Here is a 19,744-nt window from a genome sequence, read left to right on the forward strand (position 1 = left end):
TAAAAAAGGATTAAGATTTAACTTGATATGATTAATCAATTAAAACCAAATAACATGAAAAAAATCGAAAAACTATCTGTAAAATTTGGCCTTAAGCTCCTCTTTTTGGCCGTGCTTATTCTGGGTTTTTCCTGCAGTTCAGATGATGATGACGGCGGAGGCGAGGATCCGGGAGACACAGATCCTATAATAGAAGAGATAGGCATGGGAGCTGCTCTTCATGGCGCAAACGGGATTTACTTCGGCCCCGACGACAACTTATATATTGCCAGTTTTTATGGTCAGGAAGTTTTAGTAATGAACAAAGAAAATGGTGATATCTCCAATAGTTTTGGACTAGAAGAGAATGTTACGGGTCCGGATGACCTTATTTTCCATCCGGATGGCGAATCCTTCTATTATACAGACATCCTGACGGGATATGTAGGTAGAATGGATTTAAATGGAAACTTACTGGGCTATCAGTATGTAGCACCAGGAGTAAACCCAATTACCTTCAACGACGAGGGTCGACTTTTTGTTGCCCTGGACTTTCAGGCCGATGGGCTCTTTGAAATTGATCCTAATCTCACTGACCCACCTCGAGAAATCGTACCGTATATAGAAGACACCTACCCTCTTGGGTTTTTCAATGCCTTCGACTTTGGCCCTGATGGTCGATTATACGGACCTTCGTTTCTTTTTGGCCTTGTAATCAGCGTAGATGTGGGTGATCCGGGTGATCCTCCTAATTCTGGAAGTTTTCAGGAATTAGTAGCAGATGGAACTATTAAAATTGTGTCAGATGGTTTCACTTATCCTGTTGCTGCCAAGTTTGGACCTGATGGGCTGCTTAACGTACTAGATCAAACTGGTGAAGTCTTTAAGGTAAATCTTGAAACCGGAGAAAAAAGCCTGTTCGCCACTCTTCAAGCCGGGCTTGATAACTTAGCCTTTGATGCTGACGGCAACCTTTATATTTCTAATGCAGATTTTGGTTGGATTATAGAACTATTACCAAGCGGAGAAACCCGCACTATTAGCGAAGGTGGTATGATAGGCCCGATGGGTATAGCTGCTTTAACCGGATCAAATAATCAGGATGAGCTTTTTGTAGGAGATGTGTTTAGAATGCGCAATTTAGATGGTGCTTCCGGTGAAGAAAAAAATGTTTATAAAGGTTATTTAGTTCCAGAACCCAATAAATTAACCATGCCCTTTTCTGTTCAAGCAGATGGGGAAAACCTGGTCGTTACTTCATGGTTCAGTGAATTGGTCCAAATCTGGGATCCTGACACAGATGAAACCACAGAAGAATATACAATGGTAGTTCCAATTGATGCCTTACGTGTCAATGGTGAAATCGTAGTGTCTGATCTTGGACAGGGTGGTGTAGTCCTGGCAAGTGACAACTCGTTAATAGCTCCTGTGACTGTGGCCAGTGGCCTAGCCACGGATGGCGAAATTTTGTGGGCTGCTGATTGGGCTACGGGTCAGGTATGGCAGATTGATTTTATAGATGGCAATGCTCAGACTCCTGTTGAAGTTGCAACCGGCCTTTCGTTTCCAGAAGGATTGGCCTTTGAAAAAGAAGGGTATCTGGTAGTAGTTGAAACGGGTGAAAACCGTTTATCACGTATTGACCTGAGTAATGGAGAGGTAAGCATCCTGTTTGAGAATCTTGAACTTAGCGGCCCAGGTCTTGAAGGAAGTGTTCCAACCTGGTGGTTTGACGGCGTAACGGTTGGTCCGTCTGGGGACATCTATGTTTCCGGCTGGGGACCAAATGTCATTTATCGCGTCTCAACAGAATAAAGGTCTATTAAGACTATTAAAAAAAGGCTCATTGATGTATCAATGAGCCTTTTTAATGCTGATTTATTCTGTTCGTAAAACCAAATTTCTGAATCGACCTGAGGAACCGAACCCAGTCCAAATTCCTATTTTATTTGATTTAGAAGAAGTCAACCTATCTATGGATAAAACTGGTTCTGAACTTTCATTTACATAAACTTCTACTTTTTGATCAGTTATTTTAATAGTTGCCTGGAACCAGTCATCAGGATTTGGAGGGCCTGAAATTTCATTCTCAAACTCACCGGTCCTTTCTTCTCTTAATTTTCTCCAGGTAAATTCAGGATGATAAATGTATTGCACCATATGGTCTTTTCTTATTTGTTCTTCAGCCACAAAGTTGAAGGGTCGAAAATATACAGCTTCAAAAGTATCGTCATTTTGAATATTAAAAGCGATTCCAATAAAGCTTTTACCCGGATTGTTCTCACCTAAAAGATCAATTTCAATGGTGCCAGTATCAAATTCTATTCCTTCCAATATGCCCAAACCATCATTATCCTTTGCATCCATTTCAACAGCATTCATCTGGTCTCCATATATTGATATCGTACGATTTACAGCTTTTATATTCTTTTTTTGGAGTTTATCCGCTAAGTTTACTTGCTTCTGACCAAATGACTGGATTGCGGTTAGACAAAGAATTATAAGCAGCAATTTTGTTTGTTGAGTTTTCATGTTAGGCTTTGTTTTTTTACTTAATTGTTTGATGCAAAAAGAGCATCTGATTTTAATTTCATCTGAATGTCTTTTTCAAATTATTCCTAATGTTTCATATATCAAATTCCCTCAATAAATTTTAAAAAAACTTTTTTATGAAGTTCGAGATTGAGGCTTGGAGAAAGTGATGCCCGGACAATATAATCTTTGTCACCTTCTTTGGTTGTTCCTTGGGTAGATGTTGCAGGAATTGTCCAATAAGTACCTTTTAACTGGCCATAGCTCACACAGAACTTACTCTCATTGGGGATTTCAGTGATCATTAAATTGATTAATTTAAGATTTAGCACTCTTTTATAAGCTTCCCTTTCTTCATCGTTATCCCCTTTTGTGGGAAGGTCTAATGAAAACACAGATGGGGTAAATCCTTGTCTTGCTAATTTTTCCGAAACAAAATTGATTTTTGCTTTTGGTAAGGTCTCATGGATATAGTTTACAAATTCACGTGTGTTTTGATATGCATCATTTATTCTTTGATTCATAGAAGGCAACATTTTGGCCAGTATTTCCATTTGAAGATCTGTAGCCTCATTATCACAAAGTTTTAGATGCAAGTCTATGTAGCGCATCAAAGCTTCTGTTTTTTTATTTCCTACACAATATCCAGCATTACATAGCCCGCCACTGGGGAATTTTGATCCACTGGCATATGAAATAGTCCTAACTGTTGAGAGTATTTCATTTTCACCCAGAAAATGGACATTAGGACAAAATGTTTGGTCTAAAATAAAAACAGGTTCTATCGCCCTTTCACCTTTGCTTGTTTTACGCGCTTTACTTAAAACAGCCTTTAAATTTATAAGGTCAGGAACTTCTACTCTTGGGTTTGTTGGAATTTCAGCGATAATGTATGGGATAGCATCTTCCTCAGCAATTTTATCTAAAACCAGGTCAATGCTTTGATTCATATCATTTCCATCATCAACTGGTAAATCCACCACTTCTACATTAGCAATGCAAGCAGCCACACGTCTTGCCTGATCATTTGTTCCGCCATAACAATTTGGAGGAACAATAAATTTGATAGCTTTTCCTTTATGCTTTTCCAGGGCATCGTGAATGAGCCCCATCATAATAGCATATTGAATAGATAGTCCACTAGAACCAACTAGTGACTTTATACTTGTACCGGTAATAGCTGCAATTGAATTTAAGACCTCTGATTTGTTCGTCTCGATATGACTATTCTTGTATTCAAAAGTAGACTCCCCTGTTAAAACCTTCAAGGTAGTAAGACAATTAGCCGGGGTCATAGCTATAGACTCTCTTCTTCTAACATGCTGAATTTCTGAAATATAAGACTCATTCTGTTCACCATTTACTACTAAAACACTTCCAAGATCCGGATCAATATTTATAAAAAAGTCAATATTTGGGTTGAGGTCTACATTGTAAATAGCATCTTGATTTGAAATGAAAATAGTACTGCCCTTGAACTCAGCAATAGCATCTGCCTTATCAACATGCTTTACATCAAATTCATAAGCGTAAATATGTTGCAGTATCTCAACATCAAAAAAATCTGGTAATGCACCAGAATAAATGATTTGTGTTCTTTTTTTATCAAATAAATTCTTCCTTAGAATAGCCAAAACAGGCATTGCCTGCGATGAAAAACTGATTACATTATTTGATTTTAGCTGGTGCAACTTAGCAATTCCCCATTCCAGAACACAAGATAATGGATGACCCAATCGAATATAGTCGTAGGCTGTGGGTAATTCATTTAGCGCTAATGATTCAGAATTATTGGTATTAAATAAGATTTCAAATTGTTCTAAAAACTGAGTTTTAGCCAGTTTTTCATCATAAATATCAAGTCGATGCGTTGTGAGATGCAACCAGCCTGTTGGTATATTTCTCAACACCTCTTTTATAAAATTTATGACTTTATTGTCTTCCATAATTTTCTCCTCTAGATAGACCGGTAAGATACATTAATCAGATTTATTTTTAAAGTGTTAAAACACGTTTGTCACATTGTTAGCTCTTGATTTTTTCAGTGGCTTTAATCAATTCTTACTATATTTTCTAAGTTGGTAAATTGAAAAAAACCCGAGAACCAATTCTGCCATTATTCCAAAAATATAGCCCCCTGTTGGCAATCCATCCATTAGCATACTCAGCAATCGTCCTGTGGCGAGAGTTAACATAAATAATATATTCAATTGAGTAGCTCGTGCCCAATATTTAGCTTTCCAAATTCCTAAAATCCATACGATTGAAATACCAAGGTACAGACACATCATTGCCTTGAGCATATTTGAAAGATCAATTGTATTGACTTGAATGTCTAATTGTCTTGGCAACAATGATGGTGAACCGTAAATTACTGCAGTAGGTATTACTATTGATATGGAAATTAGCAGATGTAAGTTTTTAAAAAGCCAGTCTGTTTTATCACTCATATTTTTTCATCATTTTAATATGTAACGGACTTACTGCTATTATTGCTTAAACGCTACTTAGTAAATATAATAAATATGCTGAAGAAGGTGTGATCTTTTAATTATTCCCTGGCCTTTTAATATTTCTTAAATGCCCTTAATAATCGCAGTATTTAGCGAATGAACGAGTGGGAATAATTTCTCATTCTGTACATGCATTTTTATGGAAAAATATTATTTTAATAATTAAATTGTATTTAACTTGTAGCATCTTATTTAATTGTTTAAACGATAACTAAACGTGCGTTTATGGATCAAATGGGGAGAAGAATAAAGAGGAAAAGAGAGATTCTTGGTTTTCAAATCAAAGAATTGTCTAATAAAATTGGGGTTACTTCCAGTTTAATTTCTCAAATCGAAAGAGGGAAAGCCTTCCCGTCAATCGTTACCCTAAAAAAAATTGCTGAAGCCTTAAATACCAAAGTCGGTGACTTGATTGGTGAAAATGAAAATCTTGTTCAACATCCACTTCTTAAATCAAACGAAAGACGATTTGTAAAAGAAAACAACAACGGAACCAGTTTGCATCTGCTGTCTTATCACGATCCGTCAAAACAAATCGAACCATATATCATTCAATTTAGTAAAAACTCAAATTCTGAAGGGATAATGACTAGCAATTTTCCTGGTCAGGAGTTTTGCTATATACTCAATGGCAGTTTTGAAGCAAGCATAAACGGTCAAGAATACAGAATAAGCGAAGGTGACGGGTTTTATTTTAATTCAAGTAAACCGCATCTTTTTAAAAATATCAGCGCTAATAAAGCTGAAATACTGTGGATTATTACTCCGTACAATAATTTATAAAACTATTAAAGATGAAAAGGATGAACTCTATCTCAGACTCAATTTCAGGTGTGTCAGAAGCTTCTCGACCTGCCCAATATGTAAAAATACAGTCTTCTTCTGTTAAGGAATTAATGGATATTCATGACTTAAGCGATGAGGCAAGAAGTATTATAGAAAGTGAAAATTTGCTCCCAACCTCATTGCTTTCGAGATTGCACAATAACTTCCCTCAGCACTCGATGCTGATCCCAAAGTCGAAAGCCATGTTTTCAGATGCTAAGAGCAATTACTCAGGATTATCAGGATTCAAAATGGTCTGTGACATACTTGAAGAAAACGGTATCCGGCTTAGCCATATGAAAGAGCGTGAATTTTTTCTCGAAGTGTACGCTTTTTTGGCAACCAAGCATATTTTGAGCACCATCGACTGGGATAATTATCAGACTGACCAGATATTTCAGCTTATTTTCCCGCAACCGGGAATGATCGATCCAAAAGTGGTTGCCGAATATATCAATATCACTGACGAAGTTGAAAGAAAGCAAATGGTGGTAAAATATCGGGATAAGACCAATCCGCATGATGGAAAACAGTTGCTTAACCGTCCTTCATTTTATACTGAAGATGGCGCTTTTGAAGCATTAGACGGTGCCCAACACAAGTACCCCCAGGTATTATTATTGTTTGACAAAACCACACAAAGCTGCTATGCCTATTGTACCTATTGTTTCCGCCATGCCCAAGTAAGAGGTGACGAAGACATGTTTGTTCAGGATAGTACAAGTCAGGTGCATGACTACCTCAGAAAGCATAAAGAAATTACCGATATTCTGATTACTGGCGGCGATGCCGGTTATATGCCAACGCATAGGTTAAATGAATACCTGGGCGCCGTAATGGAAGATCCTGAGTTGATGCATATCAAAACGGTTAGAATCGCTTCCCGCGCCCTGACCTACCAACCAGAAATAGTCCTTAATGACAAATACAAAGAGACCCTTGAATTGTTCAAAAAATTAATTGATCATGGAATTCAAGTGTTGTGGATGGGTCATTTTTCAACACCCAAAGAATTGCTCAATATACATACCATAGCGGCTATAAGAAGGTTACGTGCATACGGTATCAATATACGAAGCCAAAGCCCAATGATGAATCATATTAGTTTGTTTACAGATGATAAGGGTAAAGTAGACGTTGACAGATCTGCTAAGAACTGGATCGATCTGGCTCACGTTCTTATGATGCTCGGAATGAACTTTCACTCAATATATTGCGCAAGACCTACTGGTGAACATGATTACTTTACAGCTCCATTAGCCGATATGAACAGAATTTTTAGCAAAATTTACAGAAGTTTACCCTCTATCGGAAGACCTTCAAGATATATCTCGATGACCTCATCGGCCGGCAAAACTTCATTGCTCGGAGAAGTTGAGGTGAATGGTAAGAAAGCTTTTGCTTTGAAATTCAACGAAGCCAGAAATATGGAATGGCTTGATAAAGTGTACCTGGCTGAATTTGACGAAAAAGAAAACACAATAGAAAGATTAAAGCCTTTTGGTGGTGGCAATTATTTCTATCAAGACGAACTGAAAAAAATTGAAAGAGATCTTGAAAAAATATATGAATAGGAAAAAGCAACTTATACGTTTTTTTAGAAATAACTGACTGAGTTGCATCTCATATGTTCCACATCAGTATAAATAATTTATAATTATAGATTTAATATTTAAATGTTATGATCAATAAGATTGTTAATTCACGCGCAGAAGCGGTTCAAGGTGTTTTTGACGGCGCAACCATTATGATTGGTGGATTTGGAGAGGCGGGGAGCCCTATTGAGCTCATCCATGCATTGATAGATCATGGTGCAAAGAACCTAACCGTAGTAAGCAATAATACCGGTAGCGGGTATGTGGGTCTTGCAGCCCTCATCGCAAATAAGCAGGTCAAAAAAATGATCTGTTCATTTCCGAGAACAGCTAATTCTACTGTTTTCGCTGAATTGTACAGTGCCGGAGAAATTGAACTTGAATTGGTTCCTCAGGGAACGCTTGCCGAAAGAATCAGATCAGGCGGTGCCGGTATTCCCGCTTTTTACACGCCTGCATCGGTCAACACACCCCTTGCCGATGGCAAAGAATCACGCATGTTTAATGGAAAACAATACGTTCTGGAATACGGAATAAAAGCCGACTTTTCATTGGTGAAATGCGAAAGAGCTGACAGGTACGGCAATTTAGTTTATCATGCTACTGCGAGAAACTTCAACCCGATAATGTGCGCTGCTGCACAAGAAACCATTGTCCAGGCTAAGTCAATTGTAGATGCCGGTCAAATTGACCCCGAGACTGTGATTACGCCTGGCATATATGTCAATAAAGTAATAGAAATTAACCAACCCGTCAACGAATCTGAACTGGTGGCGGATAAAAAAAGTTACCCATGGTAGAAACAGCTAAAAATATTGGTTGGAGCCGTGCTGAAATGGCAAAAAAAACAGCCTTAGACATCCCTGACGGATCTTATGTCAACCTTGGAATTGGAATTCCTGAAATGGTAGCAGACTTTGTGCCTGAAGGAAGAGAGCTGATCTATCAAACTGAAAACGGGTTGCTCGGAATGGGAAAGGTTCCAGAAAAAGAGAATGAGGATCGTGAACTGGTTAATGCCGGCAAAAAATGTGTCACGACCATCCCGGGAGCAAGCTACTTTCATCACGCTGATAGTTTTGCCATGATCAGAGGCGGACACATTGACATTTGTGTTTTGGGAGCCATGCAAGTTTCCAAAGATGGAGATTTGGCCAACTGGTCAACCGGTGCAAAAAATGCAATTCCTGCAGTTGGAGGAGCTATGGATCTGGTTGCCGGAGTAAAAAGAATATTTGTGATTACCCAGCATGTTACGAAACATGGTGATCCCAAAATTATCGAGAAATGCACTTTTCCTCTTACTGGAAAACAAGTAGTTGAGCGCATCTATACCAACCTTGCCGTTATCGATGTAAAAGACAATGGATTGTTTGTTAGAGAACTAGGACCAGGTGTAGATTTTGACTACCTGCAAAAAAGAACAGGAACAAAATTGAACTTATATTCAGAAACAATGGCTTAAAACTCTATGATTATGAAGTTACAAACTCAAGATCAAAAATACAATTGCGACACAAGTAAAATGATATTTGAACGTGCCCTTAAAGTACTTCCAGGCGGTGTAAGCCGTAATACTATTTATCGAGCCCCTCACCCCTATTATGCATCAAATGCGCATGGTAGTTATATCAGGGATATCAATGGCGTAGAACGTCTGGATTTTGCAAACAATATGGCCTCTTTAATACATGGCCATTCTTATGCCCCTATCATCAATGCAGTTGCTGAACAGATGAAAAAAGGAACAGCATTCACCATGGGCACAGAAGCCGAGGTTGCTTTTGCTGAACTCCTGATCAACCGATCTCCCGGTTTTGAAAAACTACGGTTTATGAATTCGGGAACAGAAGCTGTGATGACGATGATTAAAGCTTCAAGAGCTTATACAGGAAAACCAAAGATCGCCAAGGCAGAAGGTGCCTATCACGGCACATACGATTATGCTGAAATCAGCCAAACATCAAATCCAGGAAATTGGGGTGACATCAATAAGCCAAATTCGGTACCTGTGGTAAAAGGCACTCCCCAAGGAATACTTGACGATGTGATCATTTATCCTTTTAATGATATTGAAAGAACCATCAAGTTATTAGATCAGAATGCCGATCAAATCGCTTGCGTAATTATAGATCCTGTTCCGCATCGAGTGGGTCTTTTTCCTGCAACCAGTCAGTTTATTGAGGCAATCTATAATTGGACAAGGAAAAATAATGCGCTTATGGTATTCGACGAGGTGGTTACATTTCGGGTCAATTTTTCAGGAGCACAACACGACTATATCCACAAGCCTGATTTGACCGCTCTGGGTAAAATTATTGGCGGCGGATTTCCTTCCGGAGCCCTGGCGGGAAAATTTGAAATCATGGATGTTATGGATCCCAGACAAACTTTTTTAAGGCACCCGCAATCAGGAACCTTTTCTGCAAATCCTATATCCACAACAGCAGGTAGAATTGCCATGGAAATGTTTGACGAACAAGCTGTTTTGAATTTAAATTCACTTACAATGACCGCCCGAAAGCAAATTGAAGAAGCTATAAAAATTGCGGATGTACCTGTGAGCATAACCGGTGCAGGCTCCATGTTTAGAATCCATTTACAAGAGAAGCCTCCGATGTATTATCGAGAAGCTTATCAATCAAAAGAAGCAAAAATAATCGTAAACGAATTGATTGATTACCTCTTCCAAACAGAAAATATAATCATGATCAATACTTGCTCCTGTATGTTGGCCACAACTTTAACCCAAAATAATGTTGATCAATTATCAGAAGCACTATTGAACGGATTTAAACTTCTTAAGCCCAAAATTGAACAATTGAATTAATATATAAGACCATGAGAGATGTATTTATTTGTGATGCCATTAGAACGCCAGTGGGTAAATATGGTGGCGCACTTTCATCAGTGAGAACCGATGACTTAGCGGCGATTCCGTTAAAAGCCTTAATGGATAGAAATTCAGCTATTGACTGGACTGCTATTGATGATATTGTTATGGGCTGCGCTAATCAGGCTGGAGAAGACAACAGAAATGTTGCCAGAATGGCTTCATTACTTGCGGGGTTTTCAGAAACTGTACCAGGTTCAACCATAAACAGATTGTGTGGTTCTGGTATGGATGCCATTGGAATAGCAGCCAGAGCAATTAAATCTGGAGAAACTGAAATGATGATTGCAGGAGGCGTAGAAAGCATGTCTCGATCTCCATTTGTTACCGATAAAGCAACGAAGCCATTTTCCAGAGAAATCAAAACTTACGATACCACCATAGGCTGGCGGTTTGTAAACAAGAAACTGGATAAAATGTACGGTACTGAAGGCATGATTCAAACAGCTCAAAATATTGCGGATGATTTCAATATAAGCCGAGCTGATCAAGATGCATTTTCACAAAAAAGTCAGGAAAAAGCAAATCAGGCCCAGCAAAATGGTTCACTTGCCCGAGAAATCATACCAGTAACAGTCTCTAGTGGTAAAAAAGATACGTTTGAAGTCTCCAAAGACGAACACCCACGTTTAACTTCTCTAAACAAGTTAGCCAGCTTAAGGTCAATAACCGGTGAAAACGGAAGCATTACTGCTGGTAATGCCTCAGGAGTAAATGATGGAGCCGCTGCTTTATTGATCGCTTCAGCGGATGCAGTAAAAAAATACAATTTAAAGCCCAAAGTGAAGATCCTGGGACTTACAGCGGTAGGCGTACTTCCGCGTATCATGGGAATGGGGCCCGTTCCTGCAACACAAAAGTTGTTGAAAAAATTAGGACTGAATTTGAAAGACCTGGATCTTATAGAGCTCAATGAAGCTTTTGCTGCCCAGTCATTGGCCTGTATCCGTGAACTAGGTTTGAAAGATGATGACCCTAGAATCAATCCTTTAGGAGGTGCCATTGCATTGGGGCATCCTTTGGGAATGAGTGGAGCCAGAATTGTAAGCAGTGCCTACTACCAAATGGTGAATTCAGATGCAAAAAGAGCGCTGTGCACCATGTGTATCGGTGTTGGGCAGGGTATTGCAATCGTACTGGAAAAAGTATAAATCAAAGTAAAAATCAATGAAGATTTCAGTTCTAAGAAATGATGATTGAATCTGTAAAAAATGTTTAATATTTCAAGTAATAGGATCAAAAATTATGAATAAATCAGAAAATGATTCCATATCAATTTATGTTGTTTCCGGTGGTAAAGGGGTAACTGGGCATACCATAGTTCAAACCTTAATCATTCAATATCCAGAAAATAGTTTGAATGTTAAGTTAATTCCTGATGTCGTTACAGAAAAAAAGGTTCTTGATGTAATTAAAAAGGTAAAGGATACCAATGGAATCCTTACGCATACAATGGTAAATTCTGATTTACGCACTTTCTTGATCGAGGAATGTAAAAAGCAAAATATAAAACAGGCCGATCTTATGGGAGGTCTTGCAGATATAATAGAAAATGATTTTGGATTACAATCTGTTAATAGCCCGGGGCTTTATCATAAAATTAATGCCCAATATTATAAGAGAATTGAAGCTATAGAATATACACTCAATCACGATGACGGACTTAATGCACAGAATCTGCATAAGGCAGACATTGTTGTCACAGGTGTTTCGAGATGCGGAAAAACACCATTAAGCGTATATATGGCAATGTTTGGATGGAAGGTAGCAAATGTGCCACTTATAGAAGGTATTGATCCTCCAAAAGAGTTGTTTGAAATCGATAAGAATCGCGTTTTTGGCTTGAATATTAGCTTAAGTCATTTAGTTGTCCAGCGACAGAAACGATGGAAAAATTTTGGAAATTTAACTAACAACAATTACGTTGATTCTAAAGTTGTTGGTAAAGAACTTCAGTATGCCAATTTTCTATTTAAAAGAGGCGGATTTACAAAAATAAATATTTCTAATAAGGCCATTGAATCAACCGCAAATGAAATACTCGGCCTTCTTTTTGAAAGATTTGACAAAGAGAAACACCATAATTTGGATTGATTTCTGAGTAGCTGACAAAAATTCAAGCTTTTCAGGCACTGGTACTTCTAATCCTTTTTTTCAGTCTCATAATACCTCCAGTAATCAATGCTGGAATAATTGTAATTATGGTGACTTTCAATAAAGGTAAAATGTATTTCATCCAACTTTTTCGTATGCCATTAGGTTTTTCATCATTATGAACATCTGAACTTATTCTAAACCCATCTGCCCACTGACTATAGTCTAAAAACCAAATGATAAAAGACAAGATAGTGCTAACAAAAATTATAAGTAAAAGTTGGCGAGAATATCTTAGCATAATTGACTTTATCTCAATTAAATGATGCAAATCAGATTTGAATTTAAGTTTTCTTATTGCGGTAACAATCCACTTCCAATGCAAAGCGATATGAATTCCTAAGAAAGCCATAAACAGCGTTGCAGAAATGTCATGAATTTTAGACCAAAAACCGTCGGGTTCAAAATGGATTCCAAAAAAAGGCAGGGCTGATTCTGATATAACGATCCCAGAAACCGTAACAATTATCATTAAGAAATACATAAGCCAGTTAAAAACATAGTCAAAACGTGTTTTATTAGCTTGTCTTTTTAGAAAAGCAGCAGAATTAGAAGCAATCCAATTCCAATTAATAACTAGATGCAGAAAAAATGGAAGGAGTATCATAAAACTAGCCCACTCATGAATTGGTATTCCTGTAGTTTGAGGAATCAACACTAAAATCATAAGGCTAAAAAAGAAAATATCTACATATATTCTAACCTTAGAAGTTTTCTTTTTCAATGGAATTGTATTCACGTTTTGATAGAAGTTTTTGTTTGGTTTATGCTTCTAGGACTCAATTTAATTGACTTGGTTTAATTACTGCTAGCATTATATATTCGTTGTCGCAGCATCTAGCTGGCAACCATGCTTTACTGGTCTTGTTTACAATGCGCTACTCCTCATAAATGTCAAATTTTGCAGAGAAAGACTTCATGAATTCTACGTTAGAAAAATCATCCTCAGTCATAGTAGAAAGCTGTTCCAAAAAAACATCAAACTCGCCATTCTTAAAAATCGTTAACATCTTTCCTCCATTTAAACAACTAGCTTCATGCCAAACATTCGGCGGAACAGTAATAGTGTCTCCTTCTTTGAGGACTATCGTTTCCTTATCAAAAACGAGTTCCATTTCACCTTCCAATATGTAGAAAACCTCTGTCATGATCTTATGGTGGTGGCGGTTTAAATGAAATCCGGGTTTTAAAGTGTCTTCGATGATACATAACTCGCCATTTGTATCTCTTGACGAAAGCTTAATAAAGCAATGATCTTGACTGTAATTGTAATTTTCTCCCTCACCTTTTTTGACAAATTTTGTTTGCTCCATTTTTATTTTTTTAAATTGTGTGCTTTATAAGCACTAAAATAGCTCTTTATTAGAAATTATTTCTGGAAATCATCCTTTGGTCAATAATAGAAGGCTGAAGAGGGTCGATGTTTTGAAGCCTGTTTCGCTAGCGAAGTATCTTGAAGTAATTTGACAATTTGTATATTTGATTAATCATAGCGTTATGAAAAAATTATTACTGCTTTTTCTCGGACTGATATTTCTATATGCTCATAAGCCGGAAAATTTCCAATCAAAATCTATTGACGAGTCAGAGCTTCAGGTTCTCAGAGAAATTGTTCTGGCTGATACCATTCCTACCGTTTATAATAAAACGATCGTTTCTGACCTGAATCAACCTCTTTCAAGGAGCTTATTTTATTTAAGTGAATTTGACATCTGTAATTCTCTTGTGAATTTAGATTCAATGACCCTGACAAATAAAGAGAGAAATTATCTAGCTGAAAGGTTTACCACAATGAATACTGTTAATATCAATAAACTGATACGGGAGCCTAAAAATCATACCCTAAAAGAACTCAAAGGACATAATTGGTTTGTAATTTCACTTCCAGTAGTATTCAGAGATGGAAAGTATGCTATATATTATTCTAAAGGGGCATATGGAGGCCAGTTCATATTGATGGAAAATATAGAGGGTACCTGGAAAGATGTTTGCTATTCTTCTGTCTGGAGCGAATAATAAAAAGTACGAATTCACTTTTCCTTGACAGTAGCAAATTACTCTATCCGAAAAGGTTGCTTATAATAACGTTTACCAGTGGCTTTATACAAGGCGTTGGCCAAAGCTCCGAAAACCGGTGGGAATGCAGGCTCTCCTAAGCCTGTCGGATCTATTCCATTTTGCACAAAATGCACATCAATTTTTTTAGGCGTTTCTGACATTTTGATCATTCTGTATTGATCAAAATTTTTCTTGTCCGGGACACCTTCCTTAAACTTTAATTCCCCAAATAATGCGTTACCAATACCATCAACTATGGCACCTTCCGTAAGGTTTATGGCCGCATCAGGGTTGACAACTATACCACAATCAATGGCACAACTCACCCTTTGAACGGCAGGTTCGCCATTCTCGATAGTGACATCTAAAACCTGTGCGGCATAGGTATTATGACAAAAGTAAGCCGCCACTCCTCGATGAACGCCTTCAGGGGTATTGTCCCAATCAGATTTCTCCCTCACCATTTCCAACACACCTGTATAGCGAGCAGCATCGTAATCGTTGTTTTCACCTACCGGACCATTCTTAGCCTGCTCTAATAATTCCAGGCGAAAATCTATGGGATCTTTATTTGTTGCTTCAGCAATTTCGTCTAAAAACGATTGCTCTGCACAAGCTATGAAATTTGACCTCGGTGCACGAAATGATCCAATGGTAATATTCGTGCTAACTGTCCAGCTTTCTGCAAGATAATTTTCAACCGCTCCGGCGGGAAATCTGTTCGCAAACAATGGGCTTTCAGGTACACCTCCGGCATTAATATGCACCGCAGTAAGCTTATTATTCTCATCCAGAGCAGCGCGATAAGTGGCCTGGTATGCAGGTCGGTAAATTCCTCCTGTCATATCGTCTTCACGAGAATAGACGAGCTTAACGGGCAGGTGCATGCGCTGTGATATAAGGGCTGCTTCAATCAGCCAATGAGCATAAGACCTGCGACCATATCCTCCTCCAAGACGTGACATTTTAATATCAATTTGCTCAATAGGCATTCTAAGTCTGGCTGATACTGTCTGTTCTGTCAATTCAGCTTTTTGCAAAGGACCTATGAGTTCGGCACTATCAGATGTGACGTGCGCAAAGAAATTCATGGGTTCCATGCAATTATGTGCAAGATGCGGCCCAATATAGGTTCGTTCAATGACTTTTGCCGCATTTTTGAAGGCCAGTTCGGGATTCCCGTCTCTACGAACTACCTTGCCAGGTTCCGCTGACGCCTTCGCCATTTTTACCATGTGTTCCTCCGTACTTTCAAGCCCGGCCGGAATGGTAATTGTTTGTTTTGAACTTCGATAAAAAGTTCTTTCCTCAGTATACGCTTCGAAGGGTTCCCAAAGCACATTGATGGCCTTTTTAGCATTCATAACTTCCCAGGTAGAATTACCAACTATGGCAACCACTTCCAAAAAAGTACAGGTATCAAAATGCTGCCTTTCAAAATCATCCTTTAACACCTTTATGGTAAAAACGTCCTTGATCCCTCGCATTGATTTTATCGCCGAATCATCTACTGATTTCAATTTTAAACCAAAAGCCGGAGGATGAACGATCATGGCCGTTAGCATACCGTCTTTATAGGTATCCATACCGAACAAAGGCTTTCCGGTTATAATCTTATGAGCGTCGACATTCTTCCTCGATGTTCCAATGATCTTAAAATCCTGATTGTCTTTTAGTTTTACTTCTTCAGGTACGGCAACCTTAGCAGCGGCTGAAGCCATTGCTCCATAACTAGCTGATTTACCACTTTTATGATGTTTTAAATAACCTTCTTCTGTGCTAATTTCATCAATTGACACTCCCCAGATACTGGCAGCTGCTTCGCGAAGCATATGACGTGCTGAAGCCCCAGCCATTCTTAAACCATTCCAGCTTTGTCGAATGGCCTGGCTACCACCAATAAACTGACGGCTGTACAATGCTGTATTCAAAGGAGCTTGTTCAACCAATACGTCTTTCCAGTTGATATCGAGTTCATCTGCAACGATCATGGGCATGGAAGTCTTCACATTCTGACCTCCTTCAGGATTGGGAGACATAATGGTCACCAGACCGTTGTCACCTATTTTCAGATAGGCATTGATCTCAAACCATTCCTTAGGCATTTCAATTGCGGCCATTTCAGCAGCTTCATTAGGCTTACAGGAATTCAGCCAGGCAAAACCAAGTATAAGTCCTCCCCCAGTTAGGCTGGAATTTCTTATGAACGCGCGTCTGCCTATATGTGTTTTTACAAGTGTCATTCTATAGTTTCTTTCTCCTGTAGGGTTGAAATTTTAAATAGGTTAAAGAACGCCAAAGCCATTCCAAAGGCCCATACAAATAGTAGTCTAGCCAGTATTTACTGATGATACCTTGGACTATATAAATAACAATTCCAAAGGAAAACAATGCCGTTGCGCCCCAGCCACCAAAGACTGAACCAAAGGCCCAGTTCGAAAAAATCAAGGCTCCGAGCGCCCCCTGCATGATATAATTAGTTAATCCTGTGCGCCCATATGGCGATAAAACCTCAAGATATTTCTTAAATTTTTCACTTTGATAAAGTAATATGAATCCTAAGGTCAATGCTGCTGAGCTTAGCACCATGCTAAGGTCTGCCATGGCTAGTGCTGTCAAAATTGAAGACGGCAATAGTTGACCTTCCGACCTAAATAGCATGCGAAAATCAATTGGTGGTAACGCATTTTGAATCAAAATCGTAATTACAGTTGCCAGAACAAATCCAATAAAGAGTCTTTTATTTTGCTTTTTCTGCTCGTCTAGCTTTTCAAAAAAGCGAATCCGGCCGATAAGCAACCCCAGTACAAATAAAGCGAATGTAATATATCCTCGTCCAATTAACCCAAATTGATAGTTTAACTTTCCAATCAATCGCTCTTCGTAATTATACTTTGCAGTGTTCAAAAACGAAGGGTTTTTTATATGCTCAGGCAATTCACGAGGTCTTTGGAAATCGTTTCTTTTTTGCTCCGTATTTGCCTGATCTTCAGTACTTGTTTGATCTTCAATACTTGCTAGTTCAATGGCAGTTGTATAGTTATGATGAATTACCTTGACTGCACGTGGACCACCTAGTAAAAAAAAGGAAAAAATAACGATCAACATCCAATTCTTAGCCTTAAACAAAGGGATCAGCAAAAGACCAAAAAATGCATAGACCGATATGATTTCAAGATTATAAAAAGAATGGCACAACAAGCCCATGGCCATCAATATGATCATTCTCCATACAAAACGTCCGCGAAAATCAACGCCTTTTTTAGCGGCCCTGTCCATTTGGATAAAGAAGCTCATCCCAAACAGAAAGGCAAAAATATTGATAAACCGTCCCATGATGATGTTATTGCCAATCCATTGAATTACCTCATCCAGCGCGGGAAACCTCAGCATTTCCTGTTGGGTCCCTCCAGATCTATATCCAAAATTCTGGAGCATATGCATAATGATAACACCAAACAAGGCAAATCCTCTTAAGGCATCCAATACTGTTATTCTTTTTAATGGTGCTGATAAGGATATATTATTTTTCATTTTTTTAATTTATAATTGCCTGATTACTGATCTACTAATGCTGTTTCAAAACTTCTTACTCCTAACAGGGATATTTTTTCCAAGCCCCCCCTAAATTCGTTCAGTTCCAGATCAGTAAATTGGATGTTTAGGGCACCCATGTTTTCTTTAATATGATGCAATTTTGTGGTACCTGGAATAGGAACAATATTGGGTTTTTGGGCCAATAGCCAGGCCAGTGAAATTTGTGCCGGCGTCGCATTTTTCTTTCTCGCCCATTCACGTACTAAAACCAACACTTCCATATGTGCCTTAATAGCCTCAGGCGTAAAATAAGGAACCGCTGCCAATCGGGAGTCATTAGAGAATCGACTGTACTCATTAAACTTATCACCTAAAAATCCTCTGCATACGGGGCCCCATGGAACAAAACCAATCCCCAGCTCAGCACAGGTATCAATTACCTCATTCTCAAGGGCACGCTGAATTATAGAGTATTCACTTTGCAGGGCCGAAACGGCCTGTTCGGCATGGGCCTTTCGAATCGTTTCCGGGGAAACTTCAGATAGACCAAAATGGAGGGCCTTTCCTTCTTTTATCAACTCTTTAACCGTTCCGGCTACATCCTCAACAGGCACGTTAGGGTCCAGCCGATGTAGGTAAAGTAAATCAATCCGGTCTGTCCTTAATCTTTTCAACATTCCTTCCACCGCCTTACGGATGTGTTCAGGGCGGCTGTTGCGTCCAGCCCGCTTACCTTTGCTAAAATCAAAACCAAATTTACTGGCTATAACCACCTGGTCGCGCATTGGAGCCAGTGCCTCCCCAACAAGCTCCTCATCGGTAAAGGGACCATATACCTCTGCAGTATCAAAAAAAGTAACTCCCAGATCTACAGCGCCACGTATCACCGGAATCATATCCTTTTTGTCACGTGGAGGGTTATAACTGCCACTTTTCATGCTCATGCAACCCAATCCAATCGCTGAAACTTCTAAGGTACCCAACATGCGCTTTCCTTTAAGATAAGCAGGGTTATTTGCTATTTCTTCACCCATAGAATTATTACTTCCGGCAAAAGCCAAAGGTGCCGCCGCCATTCCTGCTCCCAAAAGAGTTGTTTTTGAAATGAAATCTCTTCTATTAACTTGCTTGTTAGTCTCTTTGTTAACTTTTGAAATGGTGGTCTTTTTTTTCATCACAAATTATATAATATTCAACATGCCATTAATCCCTTGTCAGTAGTTTACTGAATGTCAAATCGGCTAATTTCCAATCATCATTTTGCTTTACATAGACTTCTGTTACCATAAAAGGTGTAGTGACCTCATTCGTGCCAACCACCGCCAATAGTGTAATTCGGTTCCAGAGTATTACTGTGTTTTCGTTCAACACTTCAACCATGACTTCATGAACATCCGCCTTTTTATAATGGATGAATCCACTTCTAATGATGTCAACCTCCCGGTCTTTCCCCCAAGTGCCTCCCATGTGCACAAACTTGGCCTGGTCATGGAAGAGCACGGCAAGACTGTCGGCCTTTTTATCAGCCATCCATTCCCATTTTTTCTTCGAAAGTTCAGTGATTTCCTTTTCTATTTCTGTCAATTGAGCCAAGGCTATTTGTCCGCCTACAAAAAATAAAAGAAGTCCAAAAATTTTAGCTTTTATGCTCATGTGAA

Annotated in this window: 18 protein-coding genes; 9 read left to right on the forward strand and 9 right to left on the reverse strand. The window is 38.7% G+C overall.

The genetic code is table 11. The annotated features are described in order from the left end of the window. The first annotated feature begins 54 nt into the window (after positions 1-54). Positions 55-1,794, forward strand: coding sequence for a hypothetical protein (locus QWY87_RS09900; RefSeq protein ID WP_290290732.1), 1,740 nt, complete (start codon positions 55-57; stop codon positions 1,792-1,794). Positions 1,795-1,857: 63 nt separating this feature from the next. Here QWY87_RS09900 and QWY87_RS09905 read toward each other — a convergent pair whose 3' ends face one another. From QWY87_RS09905 to QWY87_RS09915, 3 genes are all read right to left on the reverse strand, one after another. Further along, complete coding sequence (locus QWY87_RS09905; protein WP_290290734.1) at positions 1,858-2,511, reverse strand: hypothetical protein; 654 nt, start codon at positions 2,509-2,511, stop codon at positions 1,858-1,860. Positions 2,512-2,612: 101 nt separating this feature from the next. After that, positions 2,613-4,457 (reverse strand): PLP-dependent aminotransferase family protein, encoded by a 1,845-nt coding sequence (locus QWY87_RS09910; RefSeq protein ID WP_290290736.1) that lies wholly within the window; start codon positions 4,455-4,457, stop codon positions 2,613-2,615. A 108-nt stretch (positions 4,458-4,565) separates the two neighbouring features. Further along, on the reverse strand, positions 4,566-4,961 hold the full coding sequence (locus QWY87_RS09915; protein WP_290290738.1) for a DUF4345 domain-containing protein: 396 nt from the start codon (positions 4,959-4,961) through the stop codon (positions 4,566-4,568). Between the two features lie 288 nt (positions 4,962-5,249). Between QWY87_RS09915 and QWY87_RS09920 the strand changes: the two genes are divergently transcribed. The 7 genes from QWY87_RS09920 (at position 5,250) to QWY87_RS09950 (ending at position 12,431) form a co-directional block, all read left to right on the forward strand. Then, positions 5,250-5,807, forward strand: coding sequence for a helix-turn-helix domain-containing protein (locus tag QWY87_RS09920; protein WP_290290740.1), 558 nt, complete (start codon positions 5,250-5,252; stop codon positions 5,805-5,807). A gap of 11 nt (positions 5,808-5,818) precedes the next feature. Further along, positions 5,819-7,423 carry a hypothetical protein gene (locus QWY87_RS09925; RefSeq protein WP_290290741.1) on the forward strand — a complete coding sequence of 535 codons (1,605 nt, stop codon included), beginning with the start codon at positions 5,819-5,821 and terminating at the stop codon, positions 7,421-7,423. Positions 7,424-7,530: 107 nt separating this feature from the next. Next, positions 7,531-8,244 carry a 3-oxoacid CoA-transferase subunit A gene (locus QWY87_RS09930; protein ID WP_290290743.1) on the forward strand — a complete coding sequence of 238 codons (714 nt, stop codon included), beginning with the start codon at positions 7,531-7,533 and terminating at the stop codon, positions 8,242-8,244. Next, on the forward strand, positions 8,238-8,909 hold the full coding sequence (locus QWY87_RS09935) for a 3-oxoacid CoA-transferase subunit B (RefSeq protein ID WP_290290746.1): 672 nt from the start codon (positions 8,238-8,240) through the stop codon (positions 8,907-8,909). The genes QWY87_RS09930 and QWY87_RS09935 overlap by 7 nt, the downstream gene beginning before the upstream one ends. A gap of 12 nt (positions 8,910-8,921) precedes the next feature. Beyond that, entirely contained in the window at positions 8,922-10,274 is a 1,353-nt protein-coding gene (locus QWY87_RS09940; RefSeq protein WP_290290748.1) for an aspartate aminotransferase family protein, read from the forward strand. Positions 10,275-10,285: 11 nt separating this feature from the next. Then, positions 10,286-11,488 carry a 3-oxoadipyl-CoA thiolase gene (gene pcaF / locus QWY87_RS09945; RefSeq protein WP_290290750.1) on the forward strand — a complete coding sequence of 401 codons (1,203 nt, stop codon included), beginning with the start codon at positions 10,286-10,288 and terminating at the stop codon, positions 11,486-11,488. Between the two features lie 94 nt (positions 11,489-11,582). Continuing rightward, on the forward strand, positions 11,583-12,431 hold the full coding sequence (locus tag QWY87_RS09950; RefSeq protein ID WP_290290752.1) for a pyruvate, water dikinase regulatory protein: 849 nt from the start codon (positions 11,583-11,585) through the stop codon (positions 12,429-12,431). Positions 12,432-12,462: 31 nt separating this feature from the next. Here the strand turns inward: QWY87_RS09950 and QWY87_RS09955 are convergent, their stop codons facing one another. Next, complete coding sequence (locus QWY87_RS09955) at positions 12,463-13,215, reverse strand: DUF4405 domain-containing protein (RefSeq protein ID WP_290290753.1); 753 nt, start codon at positions 13,213-13,215, stop codon at positions 12,463-12,465. Between the two features lie 154 nt (positions 13,216-13,369). Next, positions 13,370-13,804, reverse strand: coding sequence for a cupin domain-containing protein (locus QWY87_RS09960; protein ID WP_290290754.1), 435 nt, complete (start codon positions 13,802-13,804; stop codon positions 13,370-13,372). A gap of 184 nt (positions 13,805-13,988) precedes the next feature. Between QWY87_RS09960 and QWY87_RS09965 the strand changes: the two genes are divergently transcribed. After that, a complete protein-coding gene (locus QWY87_RS09965) occupies positions 13,989-14,507 on the forward strand; it encodes a hypothetical protein (protein ID WP_290290756.1) in 519 nt (172 codons plus the stop codon). A 38-nt stretch (positions 14,508-14,545) separates the two neighbouring features. Here QWY87_RS09965 and QWY87_RS09970 read toward each other — a convergent pair whose 3' ends face one another. Genes QWY87_RS09970 through QWY87_RS09985 form a run of 4 tightly spaced genes read right to left on the reverse strand, consistent with a single transcriptional unit; the run spans position 14,546 to position 19,739 of the window. Next, positions 14,546-16,792, reverse strand: coding sequence for a xanthine dehydrogenase family protein molybdopterin-binding subunit (locus tag QWY87_RS09970; protein ID WP_290290758.1), 2,247 nt, complete (start codon positions 16,790-16,792; stop codon positions 14,546-14,548). Position 16,793: 1 nt separating this feature from the next. Then, a complete protein-coding gene (locus tag QWY87_RS09975; protein ID WP_290290761.1) occupies positions 16,794-18,083 on the reverse strand; it encodes a DUF418 domain-containing protein in 1,290 nt (429 codons plus the stop codon). A 23-nt stretch (positions 18,084-18,106) separates the two neighbouring features. Further along, entirely contained in the window at positions 18,107-19,261 is a 1,155-nt protein-coding gene (locus QWY87_RS09980; protein WP_290290763.1) for an aldo/keto reductase, read from the reverse strand. Between the two features lie 28 nt (positions 19,262-19,289). Then, the gene (locus tag QWY87_RS09985) at positions 19,290-19,739 is read right to left on the reverse strand and encodes a nuclear transport factor 2 family protein (protein ID WP_290290764.1); all 450 of its coding nucleotides are present in this window, start codon (positions 19,737-19,739) and stop codon (positions 19,290-19,292) included. Between the last annotated feature and the right edge of the window lie 5 nt (positions 19,740-19,744).

Source organism: Lutimonas halocynthiae (assembly GCF_030409835.1).
GTDB classification, from domain to species: domain Bacteria; phylum Bacteroidota; class Bacteroidia; order Flavobacteriales; family Flavobacteriaceae; genus Lutimonas; species Lutimonas halocynthiae.

Coding starts and splice junctions, on each gene's coding strand:
- QWY87_RS09900 (WP_290290732.1), top strand. CDS start 55: ATGAAAAAAATCGAAAAACTATCTGTAAAATTTGGCCTTAAGCTCCTC.
- QWY87_RS09905 (WP_290290734.1), bottom strand. CDS start 2,511: ATGAAAACTCAACAAACAAAATTGCTGCTTATAATTCTTTGTCTAACC.
- QWY87_RS09910 (WP_290290736.1), bottom strand. CDS start 4,457: ATGGAAGACAATAAAGTCATAAATTTTATAAAAGAGGTGTTGAGAAAT.
- QWY87_RS09915 (WP_290290738.1), bottom strand. CDS start 4,961: ATGAGTGATAAAACAGACTGGCTTTTTAAAAACTTACATCTGCTAATT.
- QWY87_RS09920 (WP_290290740.1), top strand. CDS start 5,250: ATGGATCAAATGGGGAGAAGAATAAAGAGGAAAAGAGAGATTCTTGGT.
- QWY87_RS09925 (WP_290290741.1), top strand. CDS start 5,819: ATGAAAAGGATGAACTCTATCTCAGACTCAATTTCAGGTGTGTCAGAA.
- QWY87_RS09930 (WP_290290743.1), top strand. CDS start 7,531: ATGATCAATAAGATTGTTAATTCACGCGCAGAAGCGGTTCAAGGTGTT.
- QWY87_RS09935 (WP_290290746.1), top strand. CDS start 8,238: ATGGTAGAAACAGCTAAAAATATTGGTTGGAGCCGTGCTGAAATGGCA.
- QWY87_RS09940 (WP_290290748.1), top strand. CDS start 8,922: ATGAAGTTACAAACTCAAGATCAAAAATACAATTGCGACACAAGTAAA.
- pcaF (WP_290290750.1), top strand. CDS start 10,286: ATGAGAGATGTATTTATTTGTGATGCCATTAGAACGCCAGTGGGTAAA.
- QWY87_RS09950 (WP_290290752.1), top strand. CDS start 11,583: ATGAATAAATCAGAAAATGATTCCATATCAATTTATGTTGTTTCCGGT.
- QWY87_RS09960 (WP_290290754.1), bottom strand. CDS start 13,804: ATGGAGCAAACAAAATTTGTCAAAAAAGGTGAGGGAGAAAATTACAAT.
- QWY87_RS09965 (WP_290290756.1), top strand. CDS start 13,989: ATGAAAAAATTATTACTGCTTTTTCTCGGACTGATATTTCTATATGCT.
- QWY87_RS09970 (WP_290290758.1), bottom strand. CDS start 16,792: ATGACACTTGTAAAAACACATATAGGCAGACGCGCGTTCATAAGAAAT.
- QWY87_RS09975 (WP_290290761.1), bottom strand. CDS start 18,083: ATGAAAAATAATATATCCTTATCAGCACCATTAAAAAGAATAACAGTA.
- QWY87_RS09980 (WP_290290763.1), bottom strand. CDS start 19,261: ATGAAAAAAAAGACCACCATTTCAAAAGTTAACAAAGAGACTAACAAG.
- QWY87_RS09985 (WP_290290764.1), bottom strand. CDS start 19,739: ATGAGCATAAAAGCTAAAATTTTTGGACTTCTTTTATTTTTTGTAGGC.